The 15,800-nt window shown below is 66.7% G+C and carries 15 protein-coding genes and 1 riboswitch; of the genes, 7 read left to right on the forward strand and 8 right to left on the reverse strand.

Annotation, left to right across the window (positions count from 1 at the left end):
• Positions 1 to 140: 140 nt before the first annotated feature.
• Positions 141 to 308 (forward strand): hypothetical protein, encoded by a 168-nt coding sequence (locus L0M17_RS21925; protein WP_241056767.1) that lies wholly within the window; start codon positions 141 to 143, stop codon positions 306 to 308.
• Positions 309 to 388: 80 nt separating this feature from the next.
• Here the strand turns inward: L0M17_RS21925 and L0M17_RS21930 are convergent, their stop codons facing one another.
• The gene (locus L0M17_RS21930) at positions 389 to 1,063 is read right to left on the reverse strand and encodes a DUF1345 domain-containing protein (RefSeq protein ID WP_241056768.1); all 675 of its coding nucleotides are present in this window, start codon (positions 1,061 to 1,063) and stop codon (positions 389 to 391) included.
• Between the two features lie 200 nt (positions 1,064 to 1,263).
• On the opposite strand from L0M17_RS21930, the gene L0M17_RS21935 reads away from it, so the two are divergent.
• Positions 1,264 to 2,622: an Nramp family divalent metal transporter gene (locus L0M17_RS21935; RefSeq protein WP_241056769.1), complete on the forward strand. Its 1,359-nt coding sequence runs from the start codon at positions 1,264 to 1,266 to the stop codon at positions 2,620 to 2,622.
• Between the two features lie 45 nt (positions 2,623 to 2,667).
• On the opposite strand, the gene L0M17_RS21940 is transcribed toward L0M17_RS21935, so the two are convergent.
• The 3 genes from L0M17_RS21940 to L0M17_RS21950 form a co-directional block, all read right to left on the reverse strand.
• Positions 2,668 to 3,030, reverse strand: coding sequence for a hypothetical protein (locus L0M17_RS21940; RefSeq protein ID WP_241056770.1), 363 nt, complete (start codon positions 3,028 to 3,030; stop codon positions 2,668 to 2,670).
• Positions 3,031 to 3,073: 43 nt separating this feature from the next.
• The gene (locus L0M17_RS21945) at positions 3,074 to 4,339 is read right to left on the reverse strand and encodes a magnesium transporter MgtE N-terminal domain-containing protein (RefSeq protein ID WP_241056771.1); all 1,266 of its coding nucleotides are present in this window, start codon (positions 4,337 to 4,339) and stop codon (positions 3,074 to 3,076) included.
• Between the two features lie 77 nt (positions 4,340 to 4,416).
• Positions 4,417 to 6,105 carry an NRAMP family divalent metal transporter gene (locus tag L0M17_RS21950; RefSeq protein ID WP_241056772.1) on the reverse strand — a complete coding sequence of 563 codons (1,689 nt, stop codon included), beginning with the start codon at positions 6,103 to 6,105 and terminating at the stop codon, positions 4,417 to 4,419.
• A 230-nt stretch (positions 6,106 to 6,335) separates the two neighbouring features.
• A riboswitch (M-box (ykoK) riboswitch) is annotated at positions 6,336 to 6,506 on the reverse strand.
• 162 nt (positions 6,507 to 6,668) lie between these two features.
• On the opposite strand from L0M17_RS21950, the gene L0M17_RS21955 reads away from it, so the two are divergent.
• On the forward strand, positions 6,669 to 7,172 hold the full coding sequence (locus L0M17_RS21955) for a hypothetical protein (RefSeq protein ID WP_241056773.1): 504 nt from the start codon (positions 6,669 to 6,671) through the stop codon (positions 7,170 to 7,172).
• Positions 7,173 to 7,620: 448 nt separating this feature from the next.
• Here L0M17_RS21955 and L0M17_RS21960 read toward each other — a convergent pair whose 3' ends face one another.
• Together L0M17_RS21960 and L0M17_RS21965 are read right to left on the reverse strand one after the other, a co-directional pair.
• Entirely contained in the window at positions 7,621 to 8,466 is an 846-nt protein-coding gene (locus L0M17_RS21960; RefSeq protein WP_241056775.1) for a hypothetical protein, read from the reverse strand.
• 283 nt (positions 8,467 to 8,749) lie between these two features.
• A complete protein-coding gene (locus L0M17_RS21965) occupies positions 8,750 to 9,484 on the reverse strand; it encodes an NYN domain-containing protein (protein ID WP_241056776.1) in 735 nt (244 codons plus the stop codon).
• Between the two features lie 120 nt (positions 9,485 to 9,604).
• On the opposite strand from L0M17_RS21965, the gene L0M17_RS21970 reads away from it, so the two are divergent.
• Positions 9,605 to 10,762, forward strand: coding sequence for a DUF5677 domain-containing protein (locus L0M17_RS21970; RefSeq protein WP_241056777.1), 1,158 nt, complete (start codon positions 9,605 to 9,607; stop codon positions 10,760 to 10,762).
• A 30-nt stretch (positions 10,763 to 10,792) separates the two neighbouring features.
• Complete coding sequence (locus tag L0M17_RS21975; RefSeq protein WP_241056778.1) at positions 10,793 to 11,182, forward strand: hypothetical protein; 390 nt, start codon at positions 10,793 to 10,795, stop codon at positions 11,180 to 11,182.
• 930 nt (positions 11,183 to 12,112) lie between these two features.
• Here L0M17_RS21975 and L0M17_RS21980 read toward each other — a convergent pair.
• Positions 12,113 to 12,466 carry a hypothetical protein gene (locus L0M17_RS21980; RefSeq protein WP_241056779.1) on the reverse strand — a complete coding sequence of 118 codons (354 nt, stop codon included), beginning with the start codon at positions 12,464 to 12,466 and terminating at the stop codon, positions 12,113 to 12,115.
• 253 nt (positions 12,467 to 12,719) lie between these two features.
• Here L0M17_RS21980 and mobC point away from each other — a divergent pair, with 253 nt between their 5' ends.
• Together mobC and L0M17_RS21990 are read left to right on the forward strand one after the other, a co-directional pair.
• Positions 12,720 to 13,112: a plasmid mobilization relaxosome protein MobC gene (gene mobC, locus L0M17_RS21985; protein WP_241056780.1), complete on the forward strand. Its 393-nt coding sequence runs from the start codon at positions 12,720 to 12,722 to the stop codon at positions 13,110 to 13,112.
• Complete coding sequence (locus L0M17_RS21990; RefSeq protein ID WP_241056799.1) at positions 13,112 to 14,695, forward strand: relaxase/mobilization nuclease domain-containing protein; 1,584 nt, start codon at positions 13,112 to 13,114, stop codon at positions 14,693 to 14,695. The genes mobC and L0M17_RS21990 overlap by 1 nt, the downstream gene beginning before the upstream one ends.
• Positions 14,696 to 14,812: 117 nt before the next feature.
• On the opposite strand, the gene L0M17_RS21995 is transcribed toward L0M17_RS21990, so the two are convergent.
• Positions 14,813 to 15,760: a beta-keto acid cleavage family enzyme gene (locus L0M17_RS21995; protein WP_241056781.1), complete on the reverse strand. Its 948-nt coding sequence runs from the start codon at positions 15,758 to 15,760 to the stop codon at positions 14,813 to 14,815.
• Positions 15,761 to 15,800 lie beyond the last annotated feature (40 nt).

Below are 15,800 nucleotides of genomic sequence, written 5' to 3' on the forward strand. Positions count from 1 at the left end.
CGGACCTGTTCGTTGACCAGTCCCCGGTCTTGGGCCGGGCAGCGCCAGGGCAGCGGGGGCCGCGTGCTCGGGCAGCGGCGCTGCGCTGCCTGTCGGGGGCGCCCTGCCCGGGCTGGAGGTGCCGGACGAGGACGAGAGCAATGCCCAGCGGCATGACCCGGACGGCCCCCGCCGCCCCAGCCGAGGGCGCCGACGTCCCGGCCCTGCGATCGACGCGCGTGACGTTCGGCAACGTCCGGACGGCTGCCGCGGCGGTTGTGAGGCGGTGTGGAGCGGCCGACATGCCCGAGGGCATGGATTGCCGGTGACGGCAGGGGAAGCCAGCTGAAGCGGATCCCAAGGGTTGTCGACGACCGGGCCGCCGGCCCGCGCGGGCCGGTCCGGGCTCCTAGTGGGTGAGGCCGGAGACGAGGTTGATGGTGGTGGCCAGGACGATCGCTCCGAGGAGGTAGGACAGGAGGGCCTGGCGCAGGGCGGTGCCGCGGATCGCGTCGGTCTTCAGGTCGGTGTCGGAGACCTGGAAGGTCATCCCGACGGTGAAGGAGAGGTAGGCGAAGTCCATGTACCGCGGCGGCTTGTCCTCGTTGAAGTCGACCCCTGCCCGGTCCCGGTAGTAGATCGAGGCGTACCGGAGGGCGAAGAGGGTGTGGACCAGGAACCAGGACAGGGCGATGCTGCCCAGCGCCAGGGCCACGATCGCCTCCTTGGCGTGCCCCTGGGCGTTGGAGGCATCCAGCAGGATCAGGGCGACCCCGGCGAAGCTGGCCACGGTCGCGGCCAGGACGAGGGCGTCGGAGAAGGCCCGGCCCGGGTCCTCGCGGCGGGCGTGCGCCGCAGTCGCTGCGGGACCGAGCCGGCCGATGACGGCCCAGACCCAGACCAGGTAGGTGGCCGAGGCGGCCGCCCAGCCAAGCGCCGGGGCGTAGGCCCAGTTCTCCGTCAGGCCCACCAGCAGCGCCGTGCCCAGGCCCACGGCGAGCATCACGGCCAGCCGGAGCCGGGAATGGTGGGCGACCGAGTCGAAGTCGCGGTGCTGTTCCTCTGAGACCGCAGAAGCGTCCATGCGCCGATCATGGCACACCCAGCCCTGGGTGCTCACCCGCCGCGGCCGCCTCGCCGCCCTGCCAGCGCCCCCTCCGGCTGACCTCGACCCGGAGACTCAGGCTCCGGGGCCCGGACGGAGCGGGGCAATGGTGCTTGCTCTGCCCCGGTCCGGGGGAATGTGCATCTCGGGAAGGCTGGATTCGGCGGAGGAGGTCGCGGGTGGCAGGCGGGGAAGGCGGCAGTCGGGAGGATCTGGTCCACGAGGCCGGCCGGGAGACGGTGCAGGAGGGGCGGTTCCGGCAGTACGTGAGGCTGCTGGGCCCTGGCCTGGTGACCGGGGCGGCTGACGACGACCCCTCGGGTGTGGCAACCTACGCCCAGGCGGGGGCGAGCTTCGGCAACGGGATGCTCTGGACGGCTCCGGTGACGCTGCCGATGATGATCGCCGTCCAGGAGATCTCCGACAGGACGGCCCTTGCCACGGGGGAGAGCCTGGGGACCCTGGTCCGGCGGAAGTTCTCCCGGAGGCCGCGCATCGTCATCGGGATCCTGGTCGTGGCCTTGCTGGTGGCCAACACCCTGAACATCGCCGCGGACCTGATGGCGATGGGGCAGGGCATGGAACTCCTTGGCGCCGGACCCGACCACCTCTGGGCCGCCGTCGCCGGTGTCGCCATCGCCCTGACCTTGATGACGGGGTCCTTCGCCGTCATCGCCAAGGTGTTCAAGTGGCTGTGCCTTGCCCTCCTTGCCTACGTTGGCGTCCTGTTCGTCGCCAAGGTCGACTGGGGCGATGTCCTCGCAGGCCTGGCTGGCTTCCAGTTCCGCTGGAGCTGGGACTATCTCGGCCTGCTCGTCGGCGTGCTCGGCACGACCATCTCGCCCTACCTGTTCTTCTGGCAGTCCGCCCACCGGGTCGAGGAGATGCGGGCCGAGGACCTCGGTGGCCAGCACCCCGTCGCACTCCCCGACCGGGACGACAGGCTGGCGCGGCAGAAGCTGCACTCGGCCCGCGCCGACGTCTTCACCGGCATGTTCTTCTCGGTCCTGGTCATGTTCGCGATCATCGCGGCCAGCGCCGCCACTCTCGGGCAGAACGGCACCCAGATCAGCAGCGCCGCCGACGCGGCCAAGGCACTCGAGCCGATCGCAGGGCCGGCGGCGAAGGCGCTGTTCTCGATCGGGTTCATCGGCACCGGGTTCCTGGCCATCCCCGTCCTGGCCGGCTCGGCCTCGGTTGGCCTCGCCGGCCTGCTGGGCACCCGGTGGGGCTTCGACCGCAGCCCCCGCAACGCCAGGGTCTTCTACAGCCTCCTCGGCGTCGGGATCGTCGGCGGGATCATCCTCGCCCTCTTCCTGAGCGACCCCATCGGGCTGCTGGTCTTGGTCGCGGTCGTCAACGGGATCGCAGCCGCCCCGTTCCTGATCGTGACCATGCTCGTCTCCGGCGACCGGAAGATCATGGGCGACTACGCCAACGGCAAAGTGGCAGCCACCATCGGCTGGGCCACCGCAGGGATCATGGCGGTCGCCGGCGCGGTCGGGGTATGGACGACGCTCACCGGCCAGGGATCGTGACCGGCAGCGGAGTTCAAGCTATCTCGCAGTGCCTGACGTGCGTCCTCATGAGCGCGGGTGCGGGGAGATCAGGGCGGCGGCGGCGACGGCGAGGGGCATGATTGGCTGGTGCCAGAGGACGGTCAGGGCGCAGCCGGCGGCGTAGACCGCGAGGGTCGCCAGCCGCAGGACTGCTTTTCCCGGGCGGCGAGTACGGCTGGAGGGCTGCCGTGACCGGGGAGGCAGGAAAGTGCAGGCCGCCGCAGGGACGGGTTCCTCCTGTGCGATGAGCTCCACGAGCGCGGCCGGGACCCCCGTGAAGCGTGACACTTCCCAGTCGGGAAGGCCGCGTGCGAGCAGGCGGGGCACGAGCAGGACGCGCAGGCTTGGCCGTTCGCGCGGTCTGCGGCTCAGCCCCCTCTCATCCATACGGCCCACTGTCCTCCGAGGCGGCCTGCCCCGCCAGAGGCCTTCAGCTCTCGGAGCCGGTCTCCCGGTGGTTCGACTCGCGGCGCGACCAGTCCTGCGGGATGGCGGCCTCGAGGGCGTCGTCGACGGTGATCAGCCCTAGGATGTGCCGGTCCTCGGAGATGACGGGCATGGTGAGGAGGTTGAAGTCGGCCATCCGTGTCGTGACGTCTATGACGTCGTCTCCCGGGGAGGCGACCACGACGTCCAGGTCGGCGACCTCGGCGAGGGTGAGGCCGGGGTCGGCCTGGACTGCCTTGACCAGGGTGAGTGCGCCCTCGAGCGCGCCGTCTGGAGCGAGGGTGTAGATCGTGGTGAGGGCCTGCGGCTGGACGAGCCGGGCGCCGCGGACGGCGGTGAAGGCATCGGCGACCGTGGCGGTGGAAGGCAGGGCCAGGAAGTCGGTGCCCATCAGGCCCCCGGCGGTGAGGTCGTGGTAGCCGAGCAGCCTGTGGACGCGGGAGCGCTGGGGCTCGGGCAGGAGGTCGAGCACGGGGACCCGCCGTTCCTGGGGCAGGTCCATGAGTGCGTCGGCGGCGTCGTCGGCCTGCATGCGGGCCAGGACTTCGGCGACTTCGGCGTCGGAGCGGTCCTTGAACAGTTCGGACTGGGAGTCCTCGTCGAGTTCTTCGAAGACGTCGGCCTCGAGCTCGGGGTCCTCGTGGACTTGGGCGAGGAGCTCGTCCTGCTCGTGCTCGTTGGCCTCCTCGATGATGTCGGCGATCTGGGCTGGCTTGAGCTCGGGGATGCGGCCTGTGGCCAGACGCACCTGGGCGGACTCGGCGTGGCCGATGAGGGGCTCGAAGTCCTTCCAGTCCCGGGGCGGGTGGGCCGCGTGGCGCGGGCCGAGGCTGAGCCAGCGGCGGCGGTGGACGTCGAGGCCGGTGGCTGCCCAGCCGTCCAGGACTGGGGTGAGCTGGATGTCGTAGGCCTTGACGAACGCTGCGCGGGAGACGTCGATGAGGCGGTGTCCCAGGACGTCCTCGGACAGGAGCACTTCGCCTTCGCGGCGGCGGAACTCGCGCAGGTCAACGGTGCTCACGGCGAGCTGGATCCGGTCTGGCGCGAGGGCGGCCAGGTCGGCGGCGGAGACGAACACGCGTGTGCCGCCGACGGCGACGACGAGCCCGGTGACGAGGGGGTAGTCGTCGTGGCGGAGGCGGACGATCAGGTCGGCCAGGCTGCCCATGCGGTGCCCGTCGGAGTCGGTCACGGGCTGGCGCAGCAGGGCGGAGAGGGAGACGGCGGCGGTGGGTGCTGCGGTGGTCATCGGGTGCCTTTCGGTGCACTTCGGTGGCTTCTCGAGGCGACTGTACGTCACCCCGCGCGCGCTGGTGAGGAGGTGGGTCAGGCGCTGCCGAGGGCGAGCTGGACGACGCGGACGACGACGAGGATCATCGCCACGATCAGGTACACCCAGAGCACTCCGAGGCCGAGGCGGCGGGTGAGTGAGAGCTGCGGGCGTTCGAGCAGGGCGAGCGGGGGCATGCGCCAAGTGAGCCGCTGGGAGCGGTCGACGGCGGGCTCGGCCGCGATCTGGCCCGTTGCCCGGGCTCGGAGCCTGAGGGTTCCGAGTATCGCGGCCGCGAGGACGGCCAAGACCACGCCTCCGATGAGGATCCCGATGATCGCTCCGCCATCAATGCCGGGGAACAGCGTTGCGGCGGTGAGGACGACGGAGAGGATCACGAGGATCGCGATGACGATCGACGTGAAGATGTTCATCGCCTTCCCGTTGACCCACGGGCCCATGACGGCCCTGTCGTTGCACAGCAGCAGGAGGAACAAGGTCGCAGAGGGCAGCAGCACGCCGGCGAGGACCTGGACACCCACCGTGAGGAGCCCGAGCGGGCTGCCGGGAATGACGACGACGATCGCGGAGATGAGGATGATGCCGGCGAAGGCGGCGTAGAAGCCCTTGGCCTCGCTGACCTTGCGGTGCAGGGAGTGCTTGAGCCCGAGGACGTCGCCGAGCGCGTACGAGGTCGAGAGGCCCACGGCCGCGGCTCCGATGATCGAGGCGTCGATCAGGGCCAGGGCGAACAGGATCCCCGCAAGGTGGCCGACGTACTTCCCCAGGCCTTCGGCAACGCCTCCGGCGTCGGTGAACTGGCCGAACTCGGGGCGGCCGGCGAAGGTGAAGGCGGTGCAGGAAATGATGGCCCCAGCCGCTATCACCACGATGACGATCCCGATCCAGAGATCGGCCTTCTCGTACTTGATGTAGCGCGGGGTGATGCGCTTGTCGATGACGTAGGACTGCTGGAAGAACAGCTGCCACGGGGCGATGGTCGTGCCGACGATCGCGATGATCAGGAGGGTCACATCCGAGATGCTCGACCCCGAGGGCACACCGGGGATGAGGAAGCCCTGGGCGATCTGGCCATAGTCCGGGGAGGACATGAAGAAGATGGGCACGAGCAGCAGCGAGCCGAACACGAGGACCATGCACACGCGCTCGAAGCGCTGGAACGAGCCGGTGCTCGTAGCGCCGACGACCACGAGGGCGGCGACGATCACCCCGGGGATCTTGGGGACGCCAAGGTACGAGAGGCCGATGCTGATGCCGATGAACTCCGTGACGATCGTTAGGGCGTTGAGGATGAACAGATCGATCACGCTGAACGCGCCCCAGAACTTTCCGAAGCGCTCCACGATGAGCCGGGCGTGCCCCACGCCGGTCACAGCTCCGAGCCTGAGCACCATCTCCTGGTTCACGTACAGCACGGGAACCAGGAGAAGGAGCGTCCACAGCAGGCTCGTGCCGTAGTCCTGGCCGGCCTGGGTGTAGGTGCCGAAGGCGCCCGCGTCGTTGTCGCCGACCATAACGATCAGGCCCGGCCCGATGATGGCCAGGAGGGTCTTCAGGCGCGCCTTCCAGCTCGACTGGACCGAGGCGTCGTCCAAGCGGATCGTGCCGAAGGCGCCTTGGATGTCCCCCACGTGGGCGGAGTCGAGCACAGCCGAGCTGGCCACAGCTGTCTGTGAGGGTCCCGGCGGCGAGGGGCGGCGGTGGGTGGGGTTCGTCTTGGGCATGGGATGACCTGCTTCCTCCCGGCGGCAGCCGGGGACCGGTGAAGCGGGCACGCCGAACGCGCCAGGCCAAGGCCATGGTCGGCATGCAGAAAGGACAGGGGGAAGTGCGCTGGCCGGACTGCGGGTCAGCGGGTGCGCGAGGAGGTACTACTATCGCCGCTCGACAAGGCGAACCACCTCCTGCACGTCGCTTCCCACATGCCTGGGCTGGCCCCGGGCAGGGCGCCCGGGGTGCCCTTCCTCGTAAGACCTTTGGCACTTCGCGTCGTGACCCTCGAAGGAGGGAGCCAATCGGGGTTGCCCCTTGGATCCGGGGCAGCCTGTCCTGACCGGAGGCGTCTCTCGACGTTTGGGGTCGCTGGCTTGTTTCCGCGAAGGAGCCTCAGCTAACGAACGGCACCTTGCGTCCACATGATACCCGCACAAGCGTGGACCGTCCTCCCCACCGAGGCGCCGCTGTGGCTCAGCGTCGCGATCGAGACCGCCGCGGCAGGTCCCTGTCACCTGACGGGCGTGACCAAGACGAGGACGACGATGACGATACCCCAGGCCTCGCAGAGCTCATGGGCACTATCGAGACTGCGATCAGCGAGCTCACGCGCACGAGTCAAGACATGGCGCCAGCCATCGAGGCACTCGGTAGGGCGACCACGAGCCCCACACCGGGTGAAGGCCAGACTGTTCAACAAATGCAGGCTTGGAGCTTACGCGCAGCGCGAGCGTTCAAGGAACCTGCGGAGCGGGTCAGTGAGATCGGTGAACGCATGTTCAACACGACAAAGGAGCTTGATGTGGACATGCAGCGACTGCGACGTATTGCAGTCGAGTTGTCTTCCGTCAGCCCAGACTTTGCCGCCAGTTACAACACGATGATCAACCAGCTGGCAGGAATCGATGTCGTGAGCGCACAACTCGACGAACTCCTCGTCAAGATGAAGCCCGCAGAATACCTTTCCGTTGCCCTCCGGAAGTCGCTGCGGCCAGCGCGCAGAGGCCTCACTCGCATAACAGACAGTCTGCACTTGATTGAGACTTGGCAGCCGATTGAGGTTGCCATAAGCGAGTAGACCCGGAAGCCCGGGGAGCGCTGTATGTGCTCGTCCTGTTCGCGATCTACAGGAGACCGGCACCTCAGCTCAATGCCACACCTCCAATTCGACTCATAACCTGAACGTCTCGCAAGCTATTGCGATCGAAGACGTCGCGACCCGTCCCATCAAGGGCAGAACTCCGCTTCTTCTGGGATGAGCGGCGTGAGACACATTGATGGGACCAGTGCTCGCCAGGGCGCTTCAGGTGCCCCCGAAGGGATCGGCTCACCGCAGTAGGCCGCCATTTAGCGATCACAGATCACCGCCAAACAGCGATCAAGTCCACAACTTTCCGGGCAAGCGTCGAGAGGGTCGAAGGTGATGGCCAGCGGTCCCATCAAAGGAACCTTTGACAGGACACCTTCTTATGCTGCCTCCCCCATGACAAAGCCGGTGTGCGGCAGCTGCACCGGCGGCATTCAACTTAGGAGGCTTCCTTCGGGGAGAGCATCAACTCGACGAAGTGGTTGCTGCCTGGGCTCCATCGCTGCCGTCCGTCGGCGTAGACCACGGCATGGCCCAACACAGGGGCTGGCTGGAGATTCGCCCCCTCACTGCCACCTCGGCTCTGCATCTGAGCCGGAATGAATGTGACCGCTACGCTGCCGGTCAGTCTTCCACCGAGCAGCTCGAACATCTGCCTTGGCAGCGTCCACATCACGCCCTGCATCAATCCGTGTTCCTTGGAAGCGAAAGTCACCTTGCCTGCCGACCATTCAAACCCTTTGACGTCCGGGGGGACGCTGCCGATCTGAAGCTTCGCCAATGCAGCCAAAGCCGGCGCGGCAAGCGCTGCGGCTGGGCCGACTACGGGGACGACACCAAGACCAGATGCGATCGTCGCCGCACCGTTGACGACGGGCTGCAGCTTGCTCCATTCTGCGGCGGCTTTTTCGGTCCAGGCCGCTTGATTTGCGACAGGGCTGAGGTATTTCACGCTTGATGTGATCTCGTTGATGCGCCAGCCCTTCTCAACGGGGAAATACAGGTAGACGCGGGCCGCGGTGTCTTCAAGGTGCTTCCAGATAGGCTCATCGCTTGGACGTTCGGGCCAAAGGTGGTGGTGCTCCGGCGCGGATCCTGTGTGCCCGAGAGTCCACCAGTACTCATATGTCCGCCCACCTTTGTCGACTTCATTGGGCGGGGGGAGGACTTCGGCTGCCGCAAGGCTGACGAGAGGTTCAGTCTCACCGTAGATCTCGAAATAGAAGGGGTCCTCTTCCTTATCCCAGTTGGTCAAGTCGACTGGGTGCCGGTTCATCTCGATCATGATTCCCCCTGTTCCGAGAACCTCTGCTGGTCCGCTCCGTTTGGTGACCATCTTGCCGCAAGTCGGAGAGCTGGAAGGGCTGGGGCAGGGGCGTGCGGTTGAGCCGCGAGGCCATAGGAGGGCTTCGTTGTCAGTCTGTCTCCGATCGAAGGCACTGCTGGCGCCGATTGCGAGGGGCGAGTCGTTCAGGCGCTTGGACTGGACCTTCACTAACACTGCGTTACTATTGATGCATACCGCCCGACCCCTCTGGGGTCGGGTTTATTTTTGCCATCTGCCTGACTTACCAGCCGTTCGGACGCGTGATCTTGGGACCGAGCGAGGCCGGCATCTGGGCTCTGCGCAGGTCTGTTGCTGTCAGCTGGTACCACCAATGACCGCCTGGTCCCGCGTTTGGGTCCCCGTTTAAGGCGCCGGCTGGATAGTTCTTGGTGGGGTTGACCAGGCCCACTGGGACGGAGTCGCGGGCAACTTCGATTGGCTTCTTCAGGTCACTGTCGTTGCTGACGACGACGGCAGCGTCCACGTTCTGCCGCAGGACGTCGAGGAGAAGGTGAGTCGCCACATTCACATCGCTGCCCTTCTCCTCTCGCCTGGATACGGAGGCGATGAAGGTCGCTCCGGGAACGTCGCCGTTTGTGTTGTCCCTGACCATAAGCGGCCAGGTTGCCTGGCTGATTATCGGACGCCCGCCCTTGCCTGCAGTGGCCAGAGGGCTGGTCGCGATCCTCTCGACGTACGTGCCGTACTCGAACACGTCCACTGCGCCGCTGGCATTCAGAGCACGGAGGTAGACGTCCTGGTCCTTCTGACCCGAGGTGTTGCCCCGACCCTTGATCCTGGCCGTGCAGTACACGACATGCAGGTCATGCGGCGTGGACCACCCCGAGGCGGCTGTGATCACGTTGCCGGCCAGTGCCCTCACATCGAGCCACCTCCACCCGGCGGTCCCACGGCCGCAGAGGCCTCTGCCCCCGTAGTAGAGGTTGTACCCGTCGATGTACACGCCGATCTTCATTCCATGGATTCTGCCAGCAGTGGCTGGATCATGAACTCGGCACCAGTGGACCCGCGGCCGGCTGCGGATCCTCGGGGCAGTCGCACCGCCGCCAGCTACGCCGAGAACGGAAGTGTCAGGTTGAGCGACCAGATCTACAACGCAGCAGCCATGCACGAGCGCTTCTCCGATCTCTCAGAGATGCGCGCTTACGCCCGCAAGATGATCGGCCATTGGGACCGGTCGCGGGAGAAGCCCTTCAACATGAAGTCCGAGTTCGACATCCAAAGCGGTGGCCCGTTCATCTGGAGCTTCGCGAACCATGTGGTCAACCTGATGCGGACCGTCATCGAGCTCTCCGAGAAGGACCGGATGCTCCACGCGATGCCGCTGATCCGACTCATGGTCGAGAACGCCATGACCGCGATCTGGCTCTACCTCGAGCCGAGCAATGCCAGGGCGATCATCAAAGAAGGCTTCCGGCAGAGGCGGGCCGCCTTCGCGAACTTGGTCGAGACCGAGGCCGAAGGATTCGGCCAGTCCGACATCGACGAGATAGACGGCGTCCTGGCAACACTCGACATCGACCTTCCCTCATTCGAGCAAAGATGCCGCCACATCGTCGGCGGTCTCCAGATCTACGTCCACTGGCGGCTGCTGAGCACCTACAGCCACGCCGGGATGGGCCTCGGGGATTTCTACCTGGAAGGGATCAGCGAACCACCCGGGCTGGCCTTCGCCCCCCACGCAAAGCTCCGAGGACACGAGTCATGGCTCGGCACAGCACTCTGCATGCTGCTCGCGGCGATGAAGGTGTGCAACCTCATCGACGGCAAAGGAAGCCTGAAGTCGCAAATCGAACAGGCCGAGAGGAAGATCGGGTACCAATGGAATTCGCGAAGGCGCCTGCAGCGGACAAGAAGAAAACGAGAGCTCAGAAGGGGCAGGGCTAGATCCTTCCTGCCTGCAGATCTGCCTTCGCCCGGGTCGTGGTTGCGGTTGAGAGACTTGTTGCTCGTTGACGGCGACAGCGGGCCCGTCTCGCGCACGCCTGCAGTGTGTGCCAGCGCTCCGAGTGGCTCTTACACCGGCGCTGGCTTTGCTGTTCGAGATGGTCCGGGAAGTAGATTGAGGGGTGCTTTTTGCTGCCTCGGTGATCGTGAACTATCCAGGCGGCCCGGATCCGCTCTGGTCCCTCATCAGCGGAGCCATCGGAGCGGTATTCGGCGGCGCCGCGGCGTTCCTCGGAGTGCTCTTCACCCAACGGCACGAGAACAGGCGCGCGGCCCTTGCGGATGAACGGCGTCGGAGGATGACAAACTGGCGCGATTGCGCGCTCTCTACGTCCCTTACGTCGACTTCTCCCATGCGGTCGAGCTCGTCAGGCGCGAGAAGGCCTTCGTCTACTCGGGGGAGACGAAGGAGACGCGCGACAAGCGGCACGACCGGCTCCTGATGAAGGCAATCAACCGGGCTGTCGAGGTTCAGGCCGCGGCGACCCTTGAAGACGGCGCCGAAGGTGTGCTGAGTGCGGCGGGTGACGCCTACATCGCGATGGACGCTTACATCCGAAGCGTGCGGAACGAGTTCCAGGAGAGCGGAACCGAATACGCCAAAAGGGTCGATGCCGAAGCCGATGCCCTGGCTGAAGCAGCGAAGAGCCTTCGGCAGGCGGCGATCGACGATATCAAACGCCTCGACGTCTCCGTGGAGAAGTAGCCGCTTCGCCCCCCCCGCCCGACCGGGTCTGAACCGCTCTCCCCTCCAACACACGTGACCATTCCAGTTTCGGAGCAACCGGTGTCTGGTGACCCGCGGCGGTTCGAGGCTGTCCACGGCGGCCGGCAGCGGCAGGCGAGGATCGGAGCTAAGGGGGCTGGCCGCTGTGGGCAGGCGGTGGGGCGGTTCCTGTCGTCCACGCGTGTGCAGGAAAAGCCGCGGAGCGATGGAGCTTTTGCTGTGCACATGGGGACGAGAGGTCAGGAAGGATTCTCGGCCATCTTGGCGCTGTCCAGGTCTTCTTCTGCGGGGCCTCGGCCCTTCCGCTGAGGCTCCCTCAATAGGGCTCTTTCGACGTCTCTGAGATTCTTCCTCGAGAGGATTTCCCGGAAACTCACGGTTGGTCGCACGAGGGACGATCCGAGGACCCTGCGTTCCTTCCATGGGCTGTCTGCCAGCATGAGGATGAAGCGTGCGCGGTGCCGCGCGGTGCCGCGCGGTGCCGCGCACTATGGCGGTTGCGGTGAATCCGAAGAGGGCAAGGTCGAAGACTGCCATGCCCCAAATGATTGATTGGTTGTCGGCGAAACCGATCTTGGGTGGCGGTCCACCGATGATGCCACGCACGACCATGAAGATGGCGTATCCCATGGCGCAGAGGAAGGTCCATGAGACTGCTAGTCGGTGGTTCGGCCTGCGATCCAATGCTGTTGCTGCGATTTCCAAGGCGATCTTCGTGCGCGCTACTTCTAGGGCGCGGGCTTCAGCGGTTTCTGCCTTGACCAGTTTCGCGGCGGCGTCGATCTCTTCGAGACGATTGCGTAGCCTGTGCGAGCGTCGGAAAGGTGCGAAGCTCGCCAGGATCGCGGACAGGCCGCTGCCGCCCAGGAGGGCGGCGATGAGTGTTGCCCACTCGGCTACGTGCTGCCCCTACCCTTCAGGGCTGGCCGGCTCGTCGGCAGTGGTCGGAGGCTGCACGGAGGGCTCTTCTTCCGTGTCCTTGGCGGGGCGGGATTCTGAGGAGGTTTTCGCCTTCCGGGGGCGTCCGCCGACGCTGATGGTCGGGGCTTCGATCCCGAAGGCCTTCAGGTCCGGTTCCGACCAGCCCAGCTTTACGGCTTGACGGTGTGCGGCGAGGTGCTGGCGCTCTGCTGCCTTCAGGTCTGCCCGCAGGTCGGCGACTCGCTTGGCTGCTTCGGCGTAGGCCTTCACGGAGGTCACCCTGGCATGGCGGTCTTCTTCCAGCTTCCGCTGGGCGGCGGCTTCGATCTGCTCGATGTCCATGCGGCAACCCTATGCGCTGGGGCCGCGGGCACCTTGGGCTGACGCGCCGCAGAGACCGACCTGGGGTCGGGGGTTCCGGGACCACTTGTCCAACGGTTTCAAAAACCTCAGACCCCCCCCGGGGAGGAGCAAGCTATACATTTACCCGGGGGTAAATGGCGTGTCGTCGCGCGCTTGCGCTGGCTCCTTTGCCAGACTGGCGTCTGGGTCCCCGACATTCGGGGTCGCTGCGCTGACAGGGGAGGGAGTGGTCGTGGCCGAGTCGAAGACGGTTCATCGTTTGGGCAAGTCGCGCCGCGACAACACCCCGGGTGGGCGGTCGAAGAGGATCGATGTCTACGTCACCGAGGCCGAGAAGGCCGCACTGATCGTGCGCGCCTCTCAGGCGAACGTGAGCGTCCCGCGGCTGCTGTTCGAAGGAGCCTTCGCCGAGGCGGGAGAGACCGCCCACGACCGGCGGAATCTGGCGGCGGAGCTGCTGGGAATCCGCACTCTTCTGGGTGCGGTGTCGAACAACGTCAACCAGATCGCCCGCCACGCCAACGCGACCGGTGAATTCCCCGAGGACGCCGCTGCGGCAGTGGCGGCGGCGCGCCGGCTCATGGCCCGGATCGACGAGGCCGTGATGCAGGTGATGCGCCCGTGATGCCGAACGTCACCAAGGGCGAGCGGATGGTCGGACTCATCAACTACCTCGTGGGCCCGGGCCGCGCGAACGAGCACAGGGACCAACGCCTGGTCGCCGCCTCCGACATCATCGTCGGCGCCGAGGCCGGGCAGCCGCTCGATGCAGAGTCGGCCCTGAAGCTGGGACGCGAGATGGACATCCCCAAGGCCGTCTTCGGCGCCGGCAAGCCCGGCGCCAAGCACGTCCTCCACATCTCGCTGAGCCTGCCCGCCGACGAGGGCCAGCTCGACGACGAGGCATGGGGGAAGATCGCCCACGGCTTCGCGGAGAGGATGGGCTTCACCGGGGCCGACGGGAAGCCGCCGTGCCGGTGGATCGCGATCCACCACGGACCCAGCAAAGCCGGCAACGACCACATCCACCTCGCGGTCTCGATGGTGCGCGAGGACGGCACCCGGTGGAGCCAGCACAACGACTTCAGACGCGCCCAGGCCGCCTGCGCCGAGCTCGAAGCCGAGCACGGGCTGCGCGTCGTCCGGGGTGTCCATTCCGAGCGCGGCTACCACCCCAAGGAGCGCGAACGCGCCAACGCCAAGGGCGCCCCCGAGCTGGACCGCGACCGCCTCCAACGCGCGCTCCGTGCCGCGTCCACTGCGAGCATGGACGAGGCCGAGTTCGTCCGCCGCCTGCGCCGCACCGGCATCCTCGTCCGCCCCCGCTTCGCCCACGCAGACACCGCCACGGTGACCGGCTACTCCGTCGCGCTCCGCCCCCACAACAAGGCAGAGAGGCCCGTGTGGTTCGGCGGGGGAAGGATCGCCCGCGACCTGGCCCTCCCGCAGCTGCGCAAGGGCTGGACCAGCACTGGGGAAAGCATCGCGGCTGCGAGGGCCGAATGGCAGGCAGCCGCCAACGGGAAGCGCCCGACCACCCAGGGCCGCGAGGCCCGAGTGCCCACCGCAGCCGAATGGGAGAAGGCCACTGCAGAGGTCGGGGAACTGTTCGAGCGGATGAAGGCGATCCCGCTCAACGATGACGCGCTGTGGGCGCAGTTCGCGCGCGAGACCTCCGGTGCGTTCGCGGCCTGGAGCCTGCGCACCGAACCTGTTCCCGGACCGCTCGCCGAGACAGCCAAAGCCCTCTCCCGCACGGCCCAGCTGCGCGGCTTCCCACCGCGGACCGAGCACGCACCGATGCCCAGCGCGAAAGGCGCGGGCATGCTGCTGATGCAGACCGCAGTGGGGCCCTCCACAGCAGCAGGCCACGCTCTCCTGCTCGCCCAGCTGCGCAACACCATGCGCGCCGTCTTCGACATGCACACGGCGGCGGGCCGGCTCCGGGACGCCGAGCGGATCAGGGCCGCTGCCGTGGAGAAGCTCGCCGCCGTGCGCGGGGACCTGAAGACGCTCAAGGACCAGCACCAGGCAGGCCGGTTCGAGGCAGCCCCCGCCGTCGAGAGCGAGCAGGAGAAGGTCCAGCGCCTCCTGCGCCAGTCGTTCCCGACCAGGCCGGGCACCGCGGCAGGGAGCACGCCGGAGAGGGCACCGGGCACCAGGAAGCTGCCCGGCAGGGGCGGCCGCGACCAGGGGATCAGCCGCTGAAAGAGGGCCTGAGAGCCGAAAGGATTCGTCTTCTTCCCTTTGAGAGGCTGTAGAGCGTCCCGTGGAGCGGACGAACCCGGCTGGCCAAGGTTGCTGAGCGGTAAGGCGACTGGTCGGTCAGACGATGTTGTATAGAGCCTTTGCTTCTTCGTGGGTCGCGATGGGTCGGCCGACTTCTCGGGCGATCTCCTGCGCCTGTTGGAGGAGTTCGAGATTGGTGGGGTTCCTAGCGGGGTCGTAGAAGAGTTCGAGTCCTGTCTTGACGTGGCCGCCCAGTTCGATGGCCCGGCGGAGGAGGCTGGTGTCGTCGAGGGCGCCCTGTCCCCAGACGGAGATGTACCAGGGGTGCTTGACTTGGGCTTCCTCGATCATCCAGAGGTAGTAGTAGAGGCTCTCGAGGCTAGGCTTCATGCCGTTCGTGGCGATGGGCTCGAGAGCGGTGAGGCCGTAGTCGCCGATGAGGTAGAAGTCCCACATCGAGCCTGGCGTTGAGAGTCCCCTGTTCACGTAGTGCATGGCGTGGCGCAGGTGCCCGGGCTCGTAGACGCCGAAGACCATGGGGACGGAGCGTTCGCGGCACATCTTCACCTGACTGGCGATCCGGCGGTAGTTGAAGCCGAATTCGGGGCCCGAGAGGTAGCCGTCCTCGTCGACGTCGGTGGCGAAGAGGGTCAGGCCCGTGTCGACGCAGGCGATCCGGACGTTCGCCCCTTCGGCGAGGAGGGGGACGTGCTCGAGCCCATGTTCGTGGGGCAGGAGGCGGAGGTTGTTGCAGGTGGTCGGGTACCAGGTGATGTCGGGGTGCTTCTGCAGCACCGTGTCCCAGGTGCGCATGTAGTCCTTGTAGGCGTTCTCGCCGAGGAGGTCGAAGCTGGTGTTGTGGGCGTGGATGGCGCCGGCTCCTGCTTCCCAGCAGCGGATCGCGTCCTCGGCGATCTCGTTGTAGGTGGTCGGCGTGTTCGGGTTCATCTCCTTCGTTCGGATGCCGTTGATGTGGGATTCGATGACCACTGGGTAGTCCCAGTGGGGTTCCATCTCCGCATACTTGTCGAGAGCGGTGGCCATATTTGCCTCCTGGGGTGTGGTTGGAGTCCGGTTGCTGCCC

It is taken from the genome of Sinomonas terrae, assembly GCF_022539255.1.
GTDB lineage: Bacteria > Actinomycetota > Actinomycetes > Actinomycetales > Micrococcaceae > Sinomonas > Sinomonas terrae.

Bases quoted from the DNA above. Each gene is read 5' to 3' on its own strand.
- L0M17_RS21940 (WP_241056770.1), bottom strand. From the start codon at position 3,030: ATGGATGAGAGGGGGCTGAGCCGCAGACCGCGCGAACGGCCAAGCCTG.
- L0M17_RS21960 (WP_241056775.1), bottom strand. From the start codon at position 8,466: ATGATCGAGATGAACCGGCACCCAGTCGACTTGACCAACTGGGATAAG.
- L0M17_RS21995 (WP_241056781.1), bottom strand. From the start codon at position 15,760: ATGGCCACCGCTCTCGACAAGTATGCGGAGATGGAACCCCACTGGGAC.
- L0M17_RS21950 (WP_241056772.1), bottom strand. From the start codon at position 6,105: ATGCCCAAGACGAACCCCACCCACCGCCGCCCCTCGCCGCCGGGACCC.
- L0M17_RS21990 (WP_241056799.1), top strand. From the start codon at position 13,112: ATGCCGAACGTCACCAAGGGCGAGCGGATGGTCGGACTCATCAACTAC.
- L0M17_RS21980 (WP_241056779.1), bottom strand. From the start codon at position 12,466: ATGGACATCGAGCAGATCGAAGCCGCCGCCCAGCGGAAGCTGGAAGAA.
- L0M17_RS21945 (WP_241056771.1), bottom strand. From the start codon at position 4,339: ATGACCACCGCAGCACCCACCGCCGCCGTCTCCCTCTCCGCCCTGCTG.
- L0M17_RS21965 (WP_241056776.1), bottom strand. From the start codon at position 9,484: ATGAAGATCGGCGTGTACATCGACGGGTACAACCTCTACTACGGGGGC.
- L0M17_RS21955 (WP_241056773.1), top strand. From the start codon at position 6,669: ATGGGCACTATCGAGACTGCGATCAGCGAGCTCACGCGCACGAGTCAA.
- L0M17_RS21925 (WP_241056767.1), top strand. From the start codon at position 141: ATGCCCAGCGGCATGACCCGGACGGCCCCCGCCGCCCCAGCCGAGGGC.
- L0M17_RS21930 (WP_241056768.1), bottom strand. From the start codon at position 1,063: ATGGACGCTTCTGCGGTCTCAGAGGAACAGCACCGCGACTTCGACTCG.